Source organism: Cupriavidus sp. 05N39 (genome assembly GCF_056397325.1).
This window is the reverse complement of record NZ_JBFTNE010000026.1, coordinates 96,796-114,438: the sequence shown is the minus strand read 5'-3', so window position 1 is coordinate 114,438 and position 17,643 is coordinate 96,796. Positions and strand designations below refer to the sequence as shown.

The 17,643-nt window shown below is 66.2% G+C and carries 12 protein-coding genes and 2 tRNA genes; 5 read left to right on the top strand and 9 right to left on the bottom strand.

Features of this window, described 5'->3' with window-relative positions; genetic code table 11:
• Positions 1-30: 30 nt before the first annotated feature.
• A complete protein-coding gene (locus AC1DN0_RS14925) occupies positions 31-657 on the top strand; it encodes a DUF2894 domain-containing protein (RefSeq protein WP_441633841.1) in 627 nt (208 codons plus the stop codon).
• Between the two features lie 175 nt (positions 658-832).
• Here AC1DN0_RS14925 and AC1DN0_RS14920 read toward each other — a convergent pair whose 3' ends face one another.
• The 6 genes from AC1DN0_RS14920 to AC1DN0_RS14895 all read right to left on the bottom strand — a co-directional run bounded on the left by AC1DN0_RS14920 (position 833) and on the right by AC1DN0_RS14895 (position 7,268).
• Positions 833-1,147: a PIN domain-containing protein gene (locus tag AC1DN0_RS14920; protein ID WP_441633839.1), complete on the bottom strand. Its 315-nt coding sequence runs from the start codon at positions 1,145-1,147 to the stop codon at positions 833-835.
• A gap of 216 nt (positions 1,148-1,363) precedes the next feature.
• A complete protein-coding gene (locus AC1DN0_RS14915) occupies positions 1,364-2,956 on the bottom strand; it encodes an AcrVA2 family anti-CRISPR protein (RefSeq protein WP_441633837.1) in 1,593 nt (530 codons plus the stop codon).
• 1,857 nt (positions 2,957-4,813) lie between these two features.
• Positions 4,814-4,889 (bottom strand) — tRNA-Gly (locus AC1DN0_RS14910).
• 4 nt (positions 4,890-4,893) lie between these two features.
• Positions 4,894-4,969 (bottom strand) — tRNA-Asn (locus AC1DN0_RS14905).
• A 176-nt stretch (positions 4,970-5,145) separates the two neighbouring features.
• A complete protein-coding gene (locus tag AC1DN0_RS14900) occupies positions 5,146-6,594 on the bottom strand; it encodes a heavy metal sensor histidine kinase (RefSeq protein ID WP_441633835.1) in 1,449 nt (482 codons plus the stop codon).
• Complete coding sequence (locus tag AC1DN0_RS14895; RefSeq protein WP_441633833.1) at positions 6,594-7,268, bottom strand: heavy metal response regulator transcription factor; 675 nt, start codon at positions 7,266-7,268, stop codon at positions 6,594-6,596. The genes AC1DN0_RS14900 and AC1DN0_RS14895 overlap by 1 nt, the downstream gene beginning before the upstream one ends.
• 217 nt (positions 7,269-7,485) lie before the next feature.
• Here AC1DN0_RS14895 and AC1DN0_RS14890 point away from each other — a divergent pair, with 217 nt between their 5' ends.
• The 4 genes from AC1DN0_RS14890 to AC1DN0_RS14875 all read left to right on the top strand — a co-directional run bounded on the left by AC1DN0_RS14890 (position 7,486) and on the right by AC1DN0_RS14875 (position 13,841).
• A complete protein-coding gene (locus tag AC1DN0_RS14890) occupies positions 7,486-10,710 on the top strand; it encodes an efflux RND transporter permease subunit (RefSeq protein ID WP_441633831.1) in 3,225 nt (1,074 codons plus the stop codon).
• Positions 10,707-11,900, top strand: a complete 1,194-nt coding sequence (locus tag AC1DN0_RS14885; protein WP_441633829.1) for an efflux RND transporter periplasmic adaptor subunit — start codon at positions 10,707-10,709, stop codon at positions 11,898-11,900. Before AC1DN0_RS14890 ends, AC1DN0_RS14885 begins: the two co-directional genes overlap by 4 nt.
• Before the next feature lie 7 nt (positions 11,901-11,907).
• Complete coding sequence (locus tag AC1DN0_RS14880) at positions 11,908-13,380, top strand: efflux transporter outer membrane subunit (RefSeq protein ID WP_441633827.1); 1,473 nt, start codon at positions 11,908-11,910, stop codon at positions 13,378-13,380.
• Between the two features lie 122 nt (positions 13,381-13,502).
• A complete protein-coding gene (locus tag AC1DN0_RS14875) occupies positions 13,503-13,841 on the top strand; it encodes a DUF4148 domain-containing protein (protein ID WP_441633825.1) in 339 nt (112 codons plus the stop codon).
• 105 nt (positions 13,842-13,946) lie between these two features.
• Here AC1DN0_RS14875 and AC1DN0_RS14870 read toward each other — a convergent pair whose 3' ends face one another.
• From AC1DN0_RS14870 to aliB, 3 genes are read right to left on the bottom strand one after another with little or no spacing between them, the layout of a single operon-like run.
• Entirely contained in the window at positions 13,947-14,723 is a 777-nt protein-coding gene (locus AC1DN0_RS14870) for an enoyl-CoA hydratase (protein ID WP_441633870.1), read from the bottom strand.
• 13 nt (positions 14,724-14,736) lie between these two features.
• Positions 14,737-16,398: a cyclohexanecarboxylate-CoA ligase gene (gene aliA / locus AC1DN0_RS14865; RefSeq protein ID WP_441633823.1), complete on the bottom strand. Its 1,662-nt coding sequence runs from the start codon at positions 16,396-16,398 to the stop codon at positions 14,737-14,739.
• A gap of 49 nt (positions 16,399-16,447) precedes the next feature.
• Positions 16,448-17,599 (bottom strand): cyclohexanecarboxyl-CoA dehydrogenase, encoded by a 1,152-nt coding sequence (gene aliB, locus AC1DN0_RS14860; protein WP_441633821.1) that lies wholly within the window; start codon positions 17,597-17,599, stop codon positions 16,448-16,450.
• Positions 17,600-17,643: the final 44 nt, after the last annotated feature.

Here is a 17,643-nt window from a genome sequence, read left to right as displayed (position 1 = left end):
CACGACGGCGGGACGCGCGACGCCCAGGCAATGCTCGACGCATGGCGCGAGCGAGGCGCCGACCGCCTGGATCCTGTCCGCTTCCGTTTCATCGAGGCGCTGGCGCGGCGGTCGGCCGGCCATGGCGGCGATGCGCGACGCATCCTGGACGACAGGCTGTCCAAACTGCTCAAGGCCTATGCCGACGATCTTGAAAGCACCGCAAGCAAGGCCGGCGATGCGGGCAACGCGGCATCACCATGCGAGCCGGCTCGCGGGGCGCTTGCCGGACTGATCGAATACATCGCCAGCCATGCGCCGGCGGATCGCGGCATCCCCGCAGCAATTCACGCCACGCCCCGCAGCGTCTCCTATCCCGAACCGGCGGTGCTCGATTACTTCAGGGAGACCTGGTCCAGGGTCAGTACCGACCGGCAATTGCGGCAGTCGCTGGAGCAGGTGCCCGACAATGCCGGCCCGCTCAACTCGAACCGCCTGGTGCATCGATCCCTCTCACTGATGCACGAACTGTCGCCAGGCTATCTCCGCCAGTTTCTGTCGTATGTCGATGCCTTGTCGTGGATGGAGCAGATGAACGTCGGCGGTGCCTTGGCGGGAATTAAAGAGCCGCCTCGCGCCGGGAGTTCGAGGAAGAGCGCTCGCGGCAGGCCGCGCTAGTGCCGTGGGGCGGATCGATACCGCGTGGACAGCGTATGGGAAGCGTCTCGGACGAGACGCGTGAAGGAGCCGTGCACAGGGATGCGGTTGCCCCCGACAAAAGAACAGACGATCCTACCCTGATAGCTGAAGGCTCCCTTGGAGCCGACAGGCATTCGCACATGCCGCGCAACGCTCATGCGAACGGGTTTCTCAACGTCAGACTGTCCTCAAGGATCGAACCATGGTGCATATCCTCGGAATATAGCGTCTGGCACCCCTCGATCGAGGCAGCGGCCACGTTGCGGGCGTCGTAGAACGCCAGACCCTGACGCTCGGCCACGCGCAGCGCCAGCTCGTGCACCTCCACGGTCAGGGGCATCACGTGGCACAAGCTCTTCACCACATCCAGGAACTGCCCCACCTCATCCCAGTCCATGCCTAGCTTGCGTAGGCAGACATTCGTGACTTCATTCAGTACCTGCACGCTGATGACCGGCTTGCTACGCATCAGCGCTTCCGAACGACCCATTTGGCTACTTGCTTTGCCCCTCCTGGATATACATTTTTATTGTATATCTACAAAAATGAGCGCAACCCGGTTGAATCAAGGCCATGTTGGATCCCGGTCTGTTCGACGGTGATCGGAGCCTAGCCGCACTTTGGGCTATGTCAGCCCTAAGTGCGGCACGTCGATTTCTGCGTTGGTCGCTACGGGGCAGCACGCCTATCCGTCGTCGCTCGGCGACTCCGCGGCGGTGAGCCCCAGGCGATCAGCGCGCACGATGGTCGGCCCAATGAAGATCAGTTTGCGCTGAGTGCTATGGACCCCGTGGGGCTGCATCTTGAAGTGGGGCCGCCGCCAATGGGGCGAGATCTCTCTCGGCCCCGTGTCAGCGGGCGCCAATGCATCGGCCTCGATATCTAGCAGGGCCGGCCCTACCACGTACCTGTCGTAGAGCTCCTCGATCTCCTGAAGGCGTTGCGCCCGCTTGCGTTTCCCCAGGCCTGTGAAGTTTCTTGGCGCAAGGGTGTAGGCCTGATTGGGCACCACCTGGGCATCGCGGACCGTCAGATACAGCAACATCTTGATCGCGTAATCCAGCGTATGGCGCCAATGCTGGCGTCTTTCCTCCATCCCTCCGTCTGCGACGAGGAAAGCATCGGTCATCGCATGCCGGACAAATGCTTCGTCCAGCAGCTCGCTAATGGTCCGCTCCGGGCGGTCGAGCGGAAGCTCCAGCATTTCCAGTACGTCCGCACCGTCCGCACGCGACCACGTCAGACAACTCACGCTGCGCGGGTTCCGAAACAGGACAATGGCCTCGCTCTCGCCGATGCGCATCCAACGGCTCGACTCTGGGGTGATGCAAATGGTATCCGCCGGCATCGCCAAAGCGCCGATCGGCACATCGTCTGCCACAAAAGCAGAATCCAGCAGGCGGTGCAATGCCGCACTCGGCTCATAGAACACGCCGCCACGCACATCAAACGCTTGCCAAACCACGCTGGTCAATGCGGTCGAGACCGCCGCGTCGACAGGCCTTCCGCGGTTACCTTTCGGCAGTGTCGCCCGAACAAACTCAGCGACATTGGAACCTATCTGGGTGATGGAGCGCGTCTTCAGTAACTCCGTAAAGTTCATCCCGACCGCCAGCGCATCGACTTCATTGCGTACCGCCTGCCATGCGGCCAGGGCTCCCGTGACGCGATATCTCACGTACGCCGTTAGCCGCGCATAGTCCTTGTGGGTGGCCTGCCCCGTCTTTACCAATGCGTCGAGCAGGAGCTGCCGTATCAATAGCCGCTGGCGCAGCCATCGGCGCCGATGATTGGGCTGCTCGCGCAGAGGTTGCCGCCTGCGATGCCTGGCGTAGTGCTCTGCATCCGCTCCGTCATACTGCACGCGAATCGACATGGCGCCCGGCGGTAGCTGCGCGCGGTCGTCCCAGCCCAACTCAAGCTGGATGCCATAGTCCAGCGTAAACAACTGGCGGCCCCGCGGCGTCGGTGCAGACAGCCCTTTGACCAACTCGGGCTTCAACAGGCGCCACAGGTCTTCGAAGTACTGCAGCCTCTCGCCGTCGTCCCAGGGTTCCAGCGTTCCCGTAGACACCGACACCGTCGCACCCGGCACGATCGCTACGCATCGAACCGGCTTGCCGCCTAGCGCCAGTGAAGCATCCAACGCCAATTCCAGCGCATCCTGCGAGCTGTACTCCCGGCCGGTCACCTCGACATGGCCGCCCTTGTAGAACCGGATCGGGGCTCCGTGCGCATCGATCCAACGTGATGACTGAATAGCTAACAACCAATCCATGGCAACACTCTCCGCTCTAACGACGTTCCGTGCGAGCGCAAATCCTGGGCCACGCGCGCGTGAATCTTTCATGGTATCGGCGGGTTGCGCCCTGCGATATGAGACATGTCCGAATCAGCGTGCAAAAGTACTACTATGGACAGTGGCGGTCGTCATCACAGAGAAGTACGTGAATCATGTCCTCTACGACGGCAAGCCACGCGTCCCACCTTGCATGCGGCAATGCCTACCTTGTTCGTCAGTTCCGGCAGTCATACTGCGGGGCAAGCACCCTGCGTCCAGGGCAATAGAACGCCGAGTGCAATACAACAGCATTGAAAAAATCGTCGCGATCGATCTCAAGGAACACGGCGACCCCATCTACGCGGGAATGACCCAGGTCGAGCTCATGTCGTCGGCGCCCAAGCTTGCAGAGCAAATGCCTGCTGATTGTGCACCGCATCAACAGATGCTCACTGAGCCCCGAGAATCCCTATCCGTACTCTGCGGACGCAAGCTGGCTTTGGCGATGTTTGGCCATTCTCTGCATCACGCACGCGGTATACGCCATCCACCTCTTGATGAGGTGGCTGGCACGGCGAGTGTCTGCTCTGTTTTCGCTGAATGTGGCTGCTCTGCTTTTTTCTACAGACATGCTTGTGATGGTAACCGGCCTGGCGTTCTTGACGGCCGGCTTGATGGTCGAAAGGCATGCCTTGAATCTAGTCAATGCCTATGTCGGAACATCCGTAGAAGTCGACGCGGTGATGAAGGGTGCTGTGCAAGAGTGTGTTCGGCACCTCGCTAAGCGAGGTTAAACAGGTGAATCCCTCGCGCGGTCTCCGTACTCTGCACGGACGATTCAAGGGCGTGGCTGGCGTCTCCACGTCTTGTCGGGGTAGCCGTTCAACAATCTCAGTGACAGGCGGCCCGACCGGAGGGCAGCCAGTCTCCACCACGCCACACGCGCCTTCTGCTCACCATGCGTAGCTATTCCATCCAGCGACACGCGAAAGGTCACCTGGTTGCAGTCGGGGACGGCTGGAGCTGGCCGGCCYTCCTGTATGGCATCTTTTGGGCGCTGTACCAGAGGAACTGGGTTGTGGCTGGCTGTTGTATGGCGCCGCTTCTGGCGTGCGCAGTGCTGGAGCCGCTGAGTCCCTGGTTCGCCAGTTGGTTAAATTTCTGGTTCTCAAGCCTCGGATTCATGATCGCCGTCGCCTGGGGATAACGGGCAATGCACTGCGACGCAGACAACTTCAGCGCATGGGCTACAAGCGAATCCGCAACAACGTGGAAGCCGACACAGTGAAAAGTGCGCTGCATGCGTTCCAAATCGCGCAGGAAGCTCAAAGGGAGAACCGGCGCCGGGCCGCGAACGGCAGGAAGAACGGGGAAAACATAGGAAACGGCGCGGATTCGCCAAGCGCGGACTGAATGGGCACGGGCAACCTTTTAACTCCACAAGGTAGATCAGCATGAACATGCCAACCGGGGAAGTGAAATGGCGGCACTAGAGCGCGGCCTTCACGTAGTCCGGAAGATTGATGTTGGCCCGAGGACGGGATGCCGCGACCGATCCATGCCGATTGAGCACTGCATTGCCGCCAGGGATAGGCATGGAAACAAAGTATGCACTGACCACCGAGGAGGCAGACGCCTCTATACCTGGATTCAGGAACAGATGGCCCACATGTCACCCGCCGCCAGCCAGTAACAAGGCGCGCAAGTACCCGCACGTTTTGATGGATTCAACCCGGACTCAAAAGTACTGGCTGCTGCTGGATTGCAGTGGAACTGCACTGGAACGAAAAAAGGAGCTTTCGCTCCTTTTTTCGGTGACCCGCAGAATTCCGTGGAACCCTGCAGATCTGTATTTGGAGCGGGAGACGAGGCTCGAACTCGCGACCTCAACCTTGGCAAGGTTGCGCTCTACCAACTGAGCTACTCCCGCTTTTTGGCTCCCCGACCTGGGCTCGAACCAGGGACCTACGGATTAACAGTCCGGCGCTCTACCAACTGAGCTATCGGGGAACAAGCTCCGTTTCTTGCGACTTGCTACTACTCTGCGAAACGGAGGCCGCATTCTACAACAAGCTTTTTGATTTTTGAATAGTTTTTTTGCGGCGGGTGCGAATTTATTGGGGTGGCCATGTTTCACGCTTCGAGGCTGACGGGAAGCGGGCATACCAGGAGCACGGGCCGCAACATCACACGTATTGCCGAACCGGCGCGGAATCGGCAATGCCTGCAGGAAAAAACAGCCTGAACACCGTGGTGCCCCCGACCTCCGACTCCACCTCGACGCTGCCGTGGTGCAAGTCCATGATCGACTTCACAATGGCGAGACCAATGCCTGCCGACTCTCCTGAGTTGGCGCGAGCGGGATCGCCACGGAAGAAGCGGTCGAACAGTTTGGCCAGGTGTTCCGGCGCGATGCCGGCGCCAGGGTTGCGCACTTCGATACTGCTGCCTCCCAGGGAGGAACGCGCCGCCAGCACCACGGTCTGCCCGGCGGGTGTGTAGCGGATGGCGTTGGCCACCAGGTTGCTGACCGCGCGCCGCAGCAGCAGCGGATCGGCCTGCACGGCGCCGCCGCCGTCCACCGCGATCGCCACCCCGCGTGCCTCGGCCAGCCCCTCGAAGTAATCCGACAGCGCGCCCAGCTCGCGCGCCAGATCCAGCCGCGCCGGCTTGACGGCCACGCGGGCGTTCTCCGCCCGCGCGAGAAACAGCATGTTCTCGATCATGCGGGCGAGCCTCTCATATTCCTCGATATTGGAGGCCAACAGGGCCTGGTACTCGTCGGCGCTGCGTTCGCTCGCCAGCGCGACCTGGCTCTGTCCCAGCAGGTTGCTGATGGGCGTGCGGAAATCGTGCGCCAGGTCGGCCGAAAACTGCGAAAGCCGCTCGAAGCCGTCGCGCAGCCGGTCCATCATCTGCTGCAAGGCCGCGGCCAGCTCCTCCAGTTCGGGCGGCAATTGCTCCGGATCCACCGGCAGCGCCAGACGCCGCACGGTGACCGACGAGGCGCCGGCGGCGATGCGCCGCAGTGGCTCCATGCCGGCACGCACCACCAGGTAGCCGAGCGCGGCCACCGACACCGTGCCAAGCAGCCCGGCCAGCAACAGCTTGGCGCGGTAGGTGCGCAGCATGATGGTGCGGGAGATGGCGGTCTGGTAGAGGGTGAACGTCTGCGCCGGCGTGGCGGTGGAAGCGGCGGCGGAGGTGGAGGCGGCGCCCGCGCGCAGCAAGGCCTTGATGCCGTGCGCGGAGTAGCCCTGCTGCGTGGTCCAGGTGTGTATCGACGCGGTGTCGAGCGGCGCATCCGCGGCGAGAGGCGTTAAGGCGGGCGGCGCGTCCTTCCCGGTATTGGCGGATACCAGCACGGTACCGTCGGATGCGTGCACCACCAGCGCGAACTCGTCGTTGCCGGACACCACGCCGGCGGCTTCCCTCCACGCTCCGGCGGCGCCAGGGTCCAGTTCCGCCAGTTCATTGCGCACGCGTGCCGCCTTGCGCAGCAGTTCGGCATCGTCGCGCTCGATCACCTGCATGGCGAGCGCACGATAGAGGTAGGCGCCCGCGCCGCCGAACACGATCGCGGCGACCAGGCCAAAGGCGAGCGCCAGGCGGGTAGTGAGAGAGAGCCTGCGCATCAGGGCTGCCGGCGCTCCAGCACATAGCCCATGCCGCGTACGGTATGGATCAGCTTGGGCTGGAAGTCGTCGTCCATCTTGGCCCGCAGGCGGCGCACCGCAACGTCCACCACATTGGTGTCGCTATCGAAGTTCATATCCCACACATGCGAGGCGATCTGGGTACGGCTGAGCACCTCGCTGTGCCGCCGCGCGAGGAAATGCAGCAGCGCGAACTCGCGCGGCGTCAGATCGATGCGCTGTCCGGCACGTGTCACGCGGTGGCGGATCAGGTCGATCTCAAGGTCTTCGATTTCGATCCGGTCGGCTTCCCGCACCGGTCCGCGCCGCAGCAGCGTGCGTACCCGTGCCAGCAACTCGACGAAGGCGAACGGCTTGGCGAGATAGTCGTCGCCGCCCAGCTCCAGGCCACGCACGCGATCCTCCACTTCGTCGCGGGCGGTCAGGAACAGCACCGGCGTGTCCTTGTGCTCGCGCAGCCGCTTGAGCACTTCCCAGCCGTTCATCCCGGGCAGCATGACGTCCAGGATGACCAGGTCGTAGCTGCCTTCCAGCGCCTGGTGCAGGCCGTCGGTGCCGGTCACGGCCAGGTCGGCCACGAAGGAAGACTCCGTGAGTCCCTTGCGCAGGTATTCGCCGGTCTTGGGCTCGTCCTCCACCACCAGAATTCTCATGATCGTCCTCGTCTGACCAGTGCCGGCAAGGCATGCTGCGGCGCCTTGCATGCCGGATGATAGCGCTGGCCGCGCCGGACTTGAATGACAAATCCGTAATGGATTCGACAGCGTTCCCCTCCCCTGCCCTTTCTAGAATCCGCCCATCGAGTGTTTCCGCCGAACCGCCCAGTGGGCGCGCTGCGGCCCGTTCATCCATCACTCCGGAGATCCCACGATGTGGATCGTCAGGCTCGCGCTGAGCCGCCCCTACACCTTCGTGGTGCTGGCATTGTGCCTGCTGCTGGCCGGCCCGCTGGTGCTGCTGCGCACGCCCACCGATATCTTTCCGGCCATCGATATCCCGGTGGTCAGCGTCGTATGGACCTACAACGGCCTGTCCGCCGAGGACATGGCCCGGCGCATCGTCACCGGTTACGAGCGTTCGCTGACCAACAGCGTGGACGATATCGAACATATCGAGTCGCAATCGCTCAGCGGCGTGGCGGTGATCAAGATCTTCTTCCACCCGGGCGCGGACATCAACCGCGCCATTGCCGAGACCTCGTCCGGCGCCCAATCGATGCTGCGCAATATGCCGCCAGGCACCACGCCGCCGCTGATCCTGAGCTACAGCGCCTCCACGGTACCGATCCTGCGGCTGGCACTGGCCAGCGACCAGTTGCCCGAGCAGCAGCTCTACGACCTCGGCAACAACTTCATCCGCACCCAACTGGCCACCGTGCAGGGCGCCTCGGTGCCGCTGCCTTACGGCGGCAAGGTGCGCCAGGTGATGGTGGATCTCGATACGCGCGCGCTGCAGGCACGCGGCCTGGCGCCGCTCGATGTGGTCAACGCCATCAATGCGCAGAACCTGGTGCTGCCGGGCGGCACCGCAAAGATCGGCGCGCTGGAATATCGGGTGGACCTGAACGGCAGCACGCCCACGGTGGCCGGCCTCAACGATCTGCCGGTCAGGAGCGGCCCCGGCGGCACCGTCTATGTGCGCGACGTGGCCCACGTGCGCGACGGCTACGCGCCTCAGACCAACGTGGTACGCCGCGACGGCAAGCGCGCCGCGCTGCTGGAGATCGAGAAAAGCGGCAATACCTCCACGCTATCCATCATTGCGCAGGTCAAGGCGATGTTGCCCCGCGTCATGGCCGGCCTGCCGCCTTCGCTGCGGGTGCAGCCGGTGTCGGACCAGTCGGTCTTTGTCACCTCGGCGATCCATGGCGTGCTGCACGAGGCAATGATCGCCGCCTGCCTCACCGCGCTGATGATCCTGCTGTTCCTGGGCAGCTGGCGCGCCACGCTGATCATCGCGATCTCGATCCCGCTGTCGGTACTGGCCGCGCTGATGGCGCTCTCCGCGCTCGGCGAGACGCTGAATATCATGACGCTGGGCGGACTGGCGCTGGCGGTGGGCGTGCTGGTGGATGACGCCACCGTGGCGATCGAGAACATCACGCACCACCGCGAGATGGGCCAGGCGCTGGAGCAGGCCATTCTTGAGGGGTCGGCACAGATTGCCGTACCCACCCTGGTTTCCACCCTATCGATCTGCATCGTATTCCTGCCGATGTTCCTGCTCACCGGCGTGGCGCGCTATTTGTTCGTGCCGATGGCCGAGGCGGTAGTGTTTGCCATGGCGGCGTCCTACTTCTTCTCGCGCACGCTGATTCCCACGCTCGCGCATTACCTGATGCGCGGCGAGGCGGCGCAAACGCGCAAGCCGGGCCGCCTGCGCCGCGCCTGCGCGCGCTTGCAGTCACGCTTCGAGTGCGCTTTCGAAGCGGTGCGTGCGCGCTACGCTGCCTCGCTGGCGGCGGCGTTGCGGCATCCCCGGCGGCTCGCCGCTGCGTTCCTGGCCTGCTGCGCGGCGTCGATGGCGCTGGTGCCATTTCTCGGGCAGGATTTCTTCCCGAGCGTGGACAGCGGCGAGATCCGCCTGCACATGCGTGCCCGGACCGGTACCCGCATCGAGGAAACCGCGCGCATCGCCGACGAGGTGGAAAGGCGCATCCGCGCCGCCATCGGCCCGGACCACGTGGCCGGCATCATCGACAACATCGGCCTGCCTGTCAGCGGCATCAACCTCACCTACGACTCCGCGCTGCCGATCGGCACGGCCGATGCCGAGATACTGATCTCGCTGAAGCCAGGCCACGGCGCTACCGCGGACTATGTGGACCGGCTTGGCAGCCTGCTGCCCAAGGCGTTTCCCGGCGTGAGCTTCTCCTTCCTGCCGGCGGACATCGTCAGCCAGATCCTGAATTTCGGGTTGCCGGCGCCGATCGATATCCAGGTGGTGGGCAGCCAGCCGGCAGCCAATCGCGAGATGGCGCAGAAGCTGGCTGGCCAGTTGCGCGCGGTGCCTGGCCTGGCGGATGTGCATATCCAGCAACCCGACGACCAGCCCGCGCTGACGGTGCAGGTGGACCGCACCCGCGCGCTGCAGGCGGGGCTATCGCAGCGCGAGGTGGCGCAGAATCTGCTGATCTCGCTATCCGGCAGCAGCCAGACTTCGCCCAACTTCTGGCTGAACCCGCGCAACGGCGTAAGCTATCCGCTGATGGTGTCGGTGCCTCAGTACGCGATGGCTTCGCTGCAATCGCTATCGAACATTCCGCTTGGCCTTGGCGCTGCCCCGGGCACCACCGCCGACGGCGCCGGCGGCGACCTGCTCGGCTCGCTGGGCAGCGTGGCGCGCACGAACCAGCAGGGCGTGGTGTCGCACTACAACGTGCAGCCGGTGATCGACATCTTCGGCTCGGTGCGCGGGCGCGACCTTGGCGCGGTGGCCGGCGACATCGGCCGCCTCGTCGACGCCGCGCGCAAGACATTGCCGCCCGGGTCCGAGCTGGTCGTGCGCGGCCAGGTGCAGACCATGCACGCGTCCTTCGCCGGTCTGCTCGGCGGCCTGGCGATCGCGGTGGTGCTGGTGTACCTGCTGATGGTGGTGAACTTCCAGTCCTGGCTCGACCCGCTGGCCATCATCGGCGGACTGCCGGGCGCGCTGGCCGGCATGGCGTGGATGCTTTTCATCACCCGCACCACCGTCAGCGTGCCGGCGCTGACCGGCGCCATCATGTGCATCGGCATCGCCACCGCCAACAGCATCCTGGTGATCAGCCTGGCGCGCGAGCTGCGCGCGCGGGGCGCGTCGCCCTTCGACGCCGCGCTGCAAGCCGGCATCGGCCGCTTCCGCCCGGTGGTGATGACCGCGCTGGCGATGTTGATCGGCATGATCCCGATGGCGCTCGGCGCCGGCGACGCGGGCGCGCAGAACGCGCCGCTGGGCCGCGCCGTGATCGGCGGCCTGGCCTGCGGCACCGTCGCCACCCTGGTACTGGTGCCGACCCTGTTCGCGCTGCTGCACCGCTGGCTTGCCGCTCGCGCTCCTACCTCCGCCCTTGCACCGCGTCCCGCCCTCAGCTTCGAACAGAAAGGTCAGGCATGACTCTCCCCGCTTCCCAAGCTTCACCCACTGCCAACTTATCGTCCGCCACCGGCACCGCCAGGGTTCGCCGCATACGCGCCGGCCTGCTGGCGCTGGCTTTGCTCGGCGCGGCGCTGGCCGCCGGCGTCGTGCCCAGGCTGCACGCCAAGGCCGCACTGGCCGTTAACAGTGCCGAAGCGATGGCCATGGTCGTTTCCACGGTGAGGCCCGCCAGCGCACCAGCGGTTCAGGAATTGACCTTGCCAGGCGATGTGCGCGCCTTCCAGGACGCACCGGTCTATGCGCGCGTGAACGGCTACCTGCGCCGCTGGTACGCCGACATCGGCACGCCGGTCAGGCAAGGCCAGTTGCTGGCGGAGATCGATGCCCCTGAGGTGAGCGACCAGCTACGCCAGGCGCGCGCCGACGAAGCCATCGCCGCGGCCAACTATGCGCTGGCCAAGAGCACGGCAGAGCGCTGGCAGGACCTGCTCAAATCGCGCTCGGTGGCCCAGCAGGACACCGACCAGAAAGTGGCCGACATGCAAGCCAAGGCCGCCACGCTGGCCTCGGCGCGCTCCAACACGGCGCGCCTGGCGCAACTGGCCTCGTACACGCAGATCCGCGCGCCCTTCGACGGCGTGGTGACAGCGCGCAATGTGGACACCGGCGCGCTGATCGATGCCGGCAGCGCCGGCGGACCCGGCCGCGAACTCTTCCACCTTTCCGCTAGCGAGCGGCTGCGCGTGTACGTGCAGGTGCCACAGGACGCCAGCGGCATCGTCGGCCCGCAGATGCAGGCGTGGCTGACGTTGCCGCAGTTCCCCGGGCAGCGTTTTCCCGCCACCGTGGCGCGCAACGCCGGCGCCATCGATCACGTCACGCGCAGCCTGCGCGTGGAACTGGACGTGGACAACGCCGGCGGCCGGATCCTGCCCGGGGCCTATGCCGAGGCGCACCTGAGCGCGCCGCGGACACGGGCCGGCCTGGACCTGCCGGCCAATACGCTGATGTTCCGGGCGCAGGGCACCTGCGTGGCCGTGGTTGGCGCGGACGGCAAGCTGGCAATCCGGACCGTGACGATCGGGCGCGACTTCGGCTCCCATGTGGAAATCACCGAAGGCCTGCGGGGCGGAGAGCAAGTGGTGGTCAATCCCGGCGACGGCTTGCTGGCGGGCGATGTGGTCAGGCTGACCAGCAAAGCAAGGTAGGCCCGGCATGCATGCACGACACACTCCCGTCCGTTTCCCCAAGACCAGGCGCAACGCAACGAGCCTGGCCATCACCATTGCCATGGCCGCGCTGCTGGCCGGCTGCGCCACCGCCCCACCCTACCAGCCGCCCGCCGTGGACACGCCGGCTGCCTACAAGGAAGCCGGCGCCAGCGCCGCGCAGCCGGGCGGTCCGCCGGGCATCGCGCCGGACTGGTGGCGCGTATATGCCGATGCACGGCTCGACACGCTCGAAGCACACATCGATGTTTCCAGCCAGACGCTGCGCAAGGCGGTGGCCCTGCTGCAAGATGCACGCGCCCAGGCCAGGGCCGCGCATGCCGCGTACTTTCCCACCCTCAGCGCCGGGGCGAGTATCAGCAGCAGCCATACCTCGGCCAATGTGGTTGGCCGCTCGCTGGCCGGCAAGACCGAACCCAACCACCTGCTGGGCCTGACAGCCACCTGGGAGCCGGACCTGTGGGGCCGCATCGGCAATGGCGTGGACGCAGCCGAGGCGCGCGCCCAGGCCAGCGCCGACGACGTAGCGGCCGTGCGCCTGGGCCTGCAGGCCGAGCTGGCCGCCGACTACTTCGGCCTGCGCTCGACCGACCGGGAACTCGACCTGCTCCAGCGCACCCTTGACGCCTACGGTACGGTGCTGGAGCTGGCCGGCAACCGCTACCGTGGCGGCATCGCGACGGAAGGCGACGTGGCACAGGCCCGGGCCCAGCTCGAGAACGCCAGGGCGCAGCTGGCGGACCTGCGCCTGAATCGCGCGCAACTGGAGCATGCCATCGCCACGCTGCTGGGCGAACCCGTCGCGCGCTTCTCGCTGCCGCCGCTGGCCGACACCGCGGCGCTGCCCGCGCTGCCAGCCATCCCGGCCGCGCTGCCCTCGCAACTGCTGGAGCGCCGGCCCGACATTGCGGCCGCCGAACGCCGCGTGGCGGCCGCGAACGCCCAGATCGGCGTGGCCCGCGCCGCCTTTTTCCCGAGCCTGCTGCTTGCCGTGAGCGGAGGCCTGGAGAGCACCAGCCTGGCCGGCTGGCTGACCGCGCCAAGCCGCTTCTGGGCCATCGGCCCAGCGCTGGCCGCCACGCTGTTCGACGGCGGGCGCCGGCAGGCGGTGGCCGACAGCGCGCGCGCCCAGTTAGACGCCAGCGCCGCCGACTATCGCGGCACCGTGCTGCGCGGCTTCCAGGAGGTGGAGGACAACTTCGCCGCGTTGCGTGCGCTGCAGGAGGAAGCCACCAGCCAGCAGGCGGCGGCCGAAGCGTCCGAGCGTGCGCTGGCGCTGGGGCTGGACCGCTACCGCAAGGGCGCCGTGGCCTATCTGGATGTCAGCGTGCTGGAGAGCACCGCGCTTGCCAGCGAGCGGGCCGCCGAGGCGGTGCGCCGGCGGCAACTGATAGCGAGCGTCATGCTGGTCAAGGCACTGGGTGGTGGCTGGCAAAGCGCACCGATGACGAAACTGTAATGAGATGGTCAGGCTCGGGTCAGTGGCCAAAGCCAATACTGGGTACAGCCTGTTCATCCTGTCGATGAAGGCGCCACGGCCCCGGCGGCAGCGGGCCATCCGACCGAAAGAGGTAACGCATCATGAAAGCACTCATCCGCACCGTACTGATTTCCTGCGCCCTGGCCGCGCCAGCCCTGTCCTTCGCGCAAAGCGCGCAGGCGCCTCTCAGCCGCGCCGACGTCCGTGCCGACCTGATCCGGCTGGAACAGGCGGGCTACCAGCCGGGACGCGGCGACAACGCGAACTATCCGCGAGACATCCAGGCAGCCGAAGCCAAGGTGCAAGCGGAGGACGCCGCATCAGCCAACGGAGCCACGGCAAACGCGCAAGCGCAACTGCAGGCGACCGCCAACATGTCAATCGAGCGCGGCCAACCCCGCATCGATGCCGCGCGCACCCCCTTCTACTACGGCGCATGACGCCTCGGCACCGCCACACGCTACGCGTTCCGCGCTGCAATTCGCGCACCCGGAACGCGGCGCTGGCAATGCGAACCACGAGCGGCGGCGGCGCGCTTGCCGCGCCTACCGATGCCGGAACACCGCCTCCCGCCGCTCCAGGAACGCATTCATCCCCTCTTTCAGATCCTGCGTGGCGAACAGCGCATGCAACTGCCTGCGCTCGAACAGCATCCCCTCCGACAGCGATGACTCATAGGCACGGTTGACCGCCTCCTTCACCGCCATCATCGACGGCAGCGAAAAACCCGCAACGGTGTGTGCCACCGCCATCGCCTCATCCATCAGCCGGCCCGCTGCCACCACCCGCGACACCAGCCCGCTGCGCTCAGCCTCCGCCGCATCCATATTGCGCGCCGTCATGCACATGTCCATGGCCTTCGCCTTGGAGATTGCACGCGGCAGGCGTTGGGTGCCGCCGGCACCGGGAATGACCGCGAGTTTCAGCTCCGGCAGGCCGAACACGGCGTTGTCCGCCGCGATGAGGATGTCGCAGGCCATGGCCAGTTCGCAGCCGCCGCCCAAAGCATAGCCGGCCACCGCGGCGATCACCGGCTTGCGCACGCCGCGCAGCGTCTCCCAGTTGCGTGTGATGTAGTTGGACTTGAACACGTCCATATAGTCCCAGCCGCGCATCGCCGCGATGTCGGCGCCGGCGGCGAACGCCTTGTCATTGCCGGTGATCACGATCGCGCCGATGCCGTCGTTCTCATCCAATGCCAGCAGCGCCAGGCCAAGCGCATCCATCAGCGCATCGTTGAGGGCATTCATCTGCCCGGGGCGATTGAGCCGCAGCACGCCGACGCGGCCGGTGATCTCGGCGAGAATCAGGTTCTCTTCCATCTTGCCGTGGCCTTTATCCGCGCGCATTGGACTCGCCCTCCGGGTTCCCCGCCTGGCGGAGTTGCTCCCGCAGCCTGAACTTCTGGATCTTGCCCGCCGGCGTGGCGGGCAGCGCCGGCTGCACCACCAGCCGCTCGGGGATATATTGCGCGGCCATCTTCTGCGCCTTCAGGAAGTCCACCATTGCCGCCATGCCGAACTCCTGGCCGGGCCTGGGTACGACGAAGGCACAGGCGCGCTCGCCGAGCCGCTCATCGGGATAGGACACGATGGCCACTTGCGCAACGGCCGGGTGGCGATACAGCAGGGTCTCGATCTCCACCACGGGAATGTTCTCCCCCCCACGGATGATGACGTCCTTGCTGCGCCCGTCGATACGGATATAACCGCGGGCATCGATGCGTGCAAGGTCGCCGGTGTCGAACCAGCCCTCGGCGTCGGTGTCGTTCAGGTGCGGCCGCCGCAGGTAGCCGCCGAAGTTTGAACAGGACCGCACCAGCAACCTGCCGGTGGCGCCGGGCGGCAACGCCGCGCCTGCCGCGTCGGCCACCCGGACTTCGACGCCCGGCAACGGACAGCCGTCGGTGTGGATGGCCCGCTCATCGTCGTCTTCCAGCCGGGTCGTGGTCACGGCGCCCATTTCCGTCATGCCCCATGCCGAGACCACCTTGGCGCCCAGCGCGGCGCGCGCGTGCTCCACCAGCGCGCCGGGGATGGGCGCGCCGGCGCACAGGAATGCGCGCAGGGTGGGCACCGCATCGCCCGTCTCCGTCACCATCCTGGCCAGGTCGGTGAGAAACGGCGTCGAGGCCATGGTGAAGCTGACGCCCTCCTGCCGGATCAGGTCCAGCGCCTTGCGCGGCTCCCAGATGTCCTGAAGCACCACGCTCGCCCCCAGCATGACGGGCATCATCAGGCCGTACATAAAGCCGGTCTGGTGCGCCATCGGCGACGCCATCAGGATCACGTCATCCGCGCCCAGGTGCAGGCGCCCGGCGTAGGCGACGATATTGGACATCAGGGTATTGGCCGAATGCAGCACGCCCTTGGGCTCGCCGGTGGTACCGGAGGTGTAGATCAGCTGGGTGATGTCATCCGGGCCGGGACAATGGCGTGCCGGCATCTCGCCGGCATCGTCCCCGGCAGGCCCGCTCGACAGCGCCTCGAAGGCATTGGGCCCGCTGCCGCTGATCACCACCACGTGCCGCAGGTCCGGCAGCGCCTGGCGCAGGCCATCGAACATCGCTTCGTAGTCAAACCCGCGGAACCGCTTTGGCACCACCACCACCTTGCTGCACGCGTGCCTGAGCATGAACGACAGTTCGCGCTCGCGCAGGATCGGCATCAGCGGATTGAGCACGGCGCCTAGGCGCGAGCAGGCCAGGTAGAGCGCTGTGAATTCCCACCAGTTCGGCAACTGGCAGGACACCACGTCGTCGCGGCCAACGCCCAGCCTGGCCAGGCCGAGGGCAATGCGTTCGGCGCGGGTGGCCAGCTCCCGATACGTCAGGCGGGTGACCGCGCCGCTCTCCACCTGCACGGCGGTCAGYGCGATCTTGTCCGGGCAGCGGGCCACGCAATCGTCCAGCGCATCGTTGATGGTGCGCTCGGGCCACAGGCCCTGCGCGATGCTGGCGGCGCGGCGCGGTGGCAGCAGTACGGCGTCGAATTCCATGGCGTGTCTCCTCGTTGTTGTCGTGGTCAGGTCGCGGCGGGGGCGGTCGTCAGGCGGGCACCGCATCCCGGCCCGCGTGCGTGCGGGCGATGATGGTCTTCATGATCTGGGCCGTGCCGTCACCGATCTGGAAGCCCAGCACGTCGCGCAGGCGCTGCTCCATCGGGCCGCGGTCATAGCCGCCGTGGCCGAACGAGAGCAGGCACTGGTGCACCACGTCGTAGGCCAGCTTGGGCGCCCACCACTTGCACATCGCGGCTTCAGCGGTGTGCGGCAGGTTGTGGTCTTTCATCCAGAGTGTCTGCAGGCACAGCAGGCGCGCTGCCGTGACCTGTGTCTCGTAGTCCGCCAGCGGATGCGAGACGCCCTGGAAGGCCGACAGCGGCTTGCCGAAGGCCTGGCGCTCCGCCACGTATTCCCAGGTTTCCTCCAGGCTCGCCTTCGCCACCGCCAGCACCTGCAAGCCGATCAGCGCGCGGGAAAAATCGAAACCCTGCATCACCTGCACAAAGCCCTCGCCTTCCTTGCCAAGCAGGTGGCTCACCGGCACGCGCACATTCTCGAAGAAGATCGAGCCGCGCCCGATGGCGCGCTGGCCATGGCAGTCGAAGCGGTTGGTGGTGATGCCCGGCAGGTCCATCGGCACCAGCAGCGCCGAAACGCCGCGCGCGCCGGCTTCGATGGAGCCGCTGCGCGCGAACACCACCGCCGCGTCCGCCTGGTCGGCGGCGGAGATGGAGGTCTTCTCGCCGTTGAGCACGTAATGGTCGCCATCGCGCTCCATGCGCAGGCGCAGGCCGGCCGCATCGGAGCCGCCGCGCGGCTCGGTCAGCGCGATCGCGAACAGGGCTTCGCCTTGCGTCAGGCGCCGCAGCCACGGACGGGCGATTTCCGGCGCGGCGTGATGGGCCAGGATCTGACCGTTCAGCGAGGCCAGCAGGTTGATATAGGAAAGGCTCAGGTCGGCGCGCGCCACCTCTTCGTGGATCACGCCGGCGGCCAGGCAGCCCAAACCCTGGCCGCCGTATTGCTCGGGCAGTTCGGGCGCGATAAAGCCCATCTGGCCCATCTCGCGCATCAGCCCGCGGTCCAGCTCGCGGGTGCGGTCGCGCGCGAGGAAGCCGGGCGCGATGCGTTCGGTGGCGAAGCGGCGGGCATGGTCGCCCAGTGCGACCAGGTCTTCATCGAGATAGGGGTTCATGGCGTCTCCAGGATGTCTTGCCGCGCGGCGCGCCGGTGCGATGC

What these genes read in the sequence shown, in the direction of transcription:
- AC1DN0_RS14925 (WP_441633841.1), top strand. Translation starts at nt 31, where the DNA reads ATGCTCGACGCATGGCGCGAGCGAGGCGCCGACCGCCTGGATCCTGTC.
- AC1DN0_RS14920 (WP_441633839.1), bottom strand. Translation starts at nt 1,147, where the DNA reads ATGCGTAGCAAGCCGGTCATCAGCGTGCAGGTACTGAATGAAGTCACG.
- AC1DN0_RS14915 (WP_441633837.1), bottom strand. Translation starts at nt 2,956, where the DNA reads ATGGATTGGTTGTTAGCTATTCAGTCATCACGTTGGATCGATGCGCAC.
- AC1DN0_RS14900 (WP_441633835.1), bottom strand. Translation starts at nt 6,594, where the DNA reads ATGCGCAGGCTCTCTCTCACTACCCGCCTGGCGCTCGCCTTTGGCCTG.
- AC1DN0_RS14895 (WP_441633833.1), bottom strand. Translation starts at nt 7,268, where the DNA reads ATGAGAATTCTGGTGGTGGAGGACGAGCCCAAGACCGGCGAATACCTG.
- AC1DN0_RS14890 (WP_441633831.1), top strand. Translation starts at nt 7,486, where the DNA reads ATGTGGATCGTCAGGCTCGCGCTGAGCCGCCCCTACACCTTCGTGGTG.
- AC1DN0_RS14885 (WP_441633829.1), top strand. Translation starts at nt 10,707, where the DNA reads ATGACTCTCCCCGCTTCCCAAGCTTCACCCACTGCCAACTTATCGTCC.
- AC1DN0_RS14880 (WP_441633827.1), top strand. Translation starts at nt 11,908, where the DNA reads ATGCATGCACGACACACTCCCGTCCGTTTCCCCAAGACCAGGCGCAAC.
- AC1DN0_RS14875 (WP_441633825.1), top strand. Translation starts at nt 13,503, where the DNA reads ATGAAAGCACTCATCCGCACCGTACTGATTTCCTGCGCCCTGGCCGCG.
- AC1DN0_RS14870 (WP_441633870.1), bottom strand. Translation starts at nt 14,723, where the DNA reads ATGGAAGAGAACCTGATTCTCGCCGAGATCACCGGCCGCGTCGGCGTG.
- aliB (WP_441633821.1), bottom strand. Translation starts at nt 17,599, where the DNA reads ATGAACCCCTATCTCGATGAAGACCTGGTCGCACTGGGCGACCATGCC.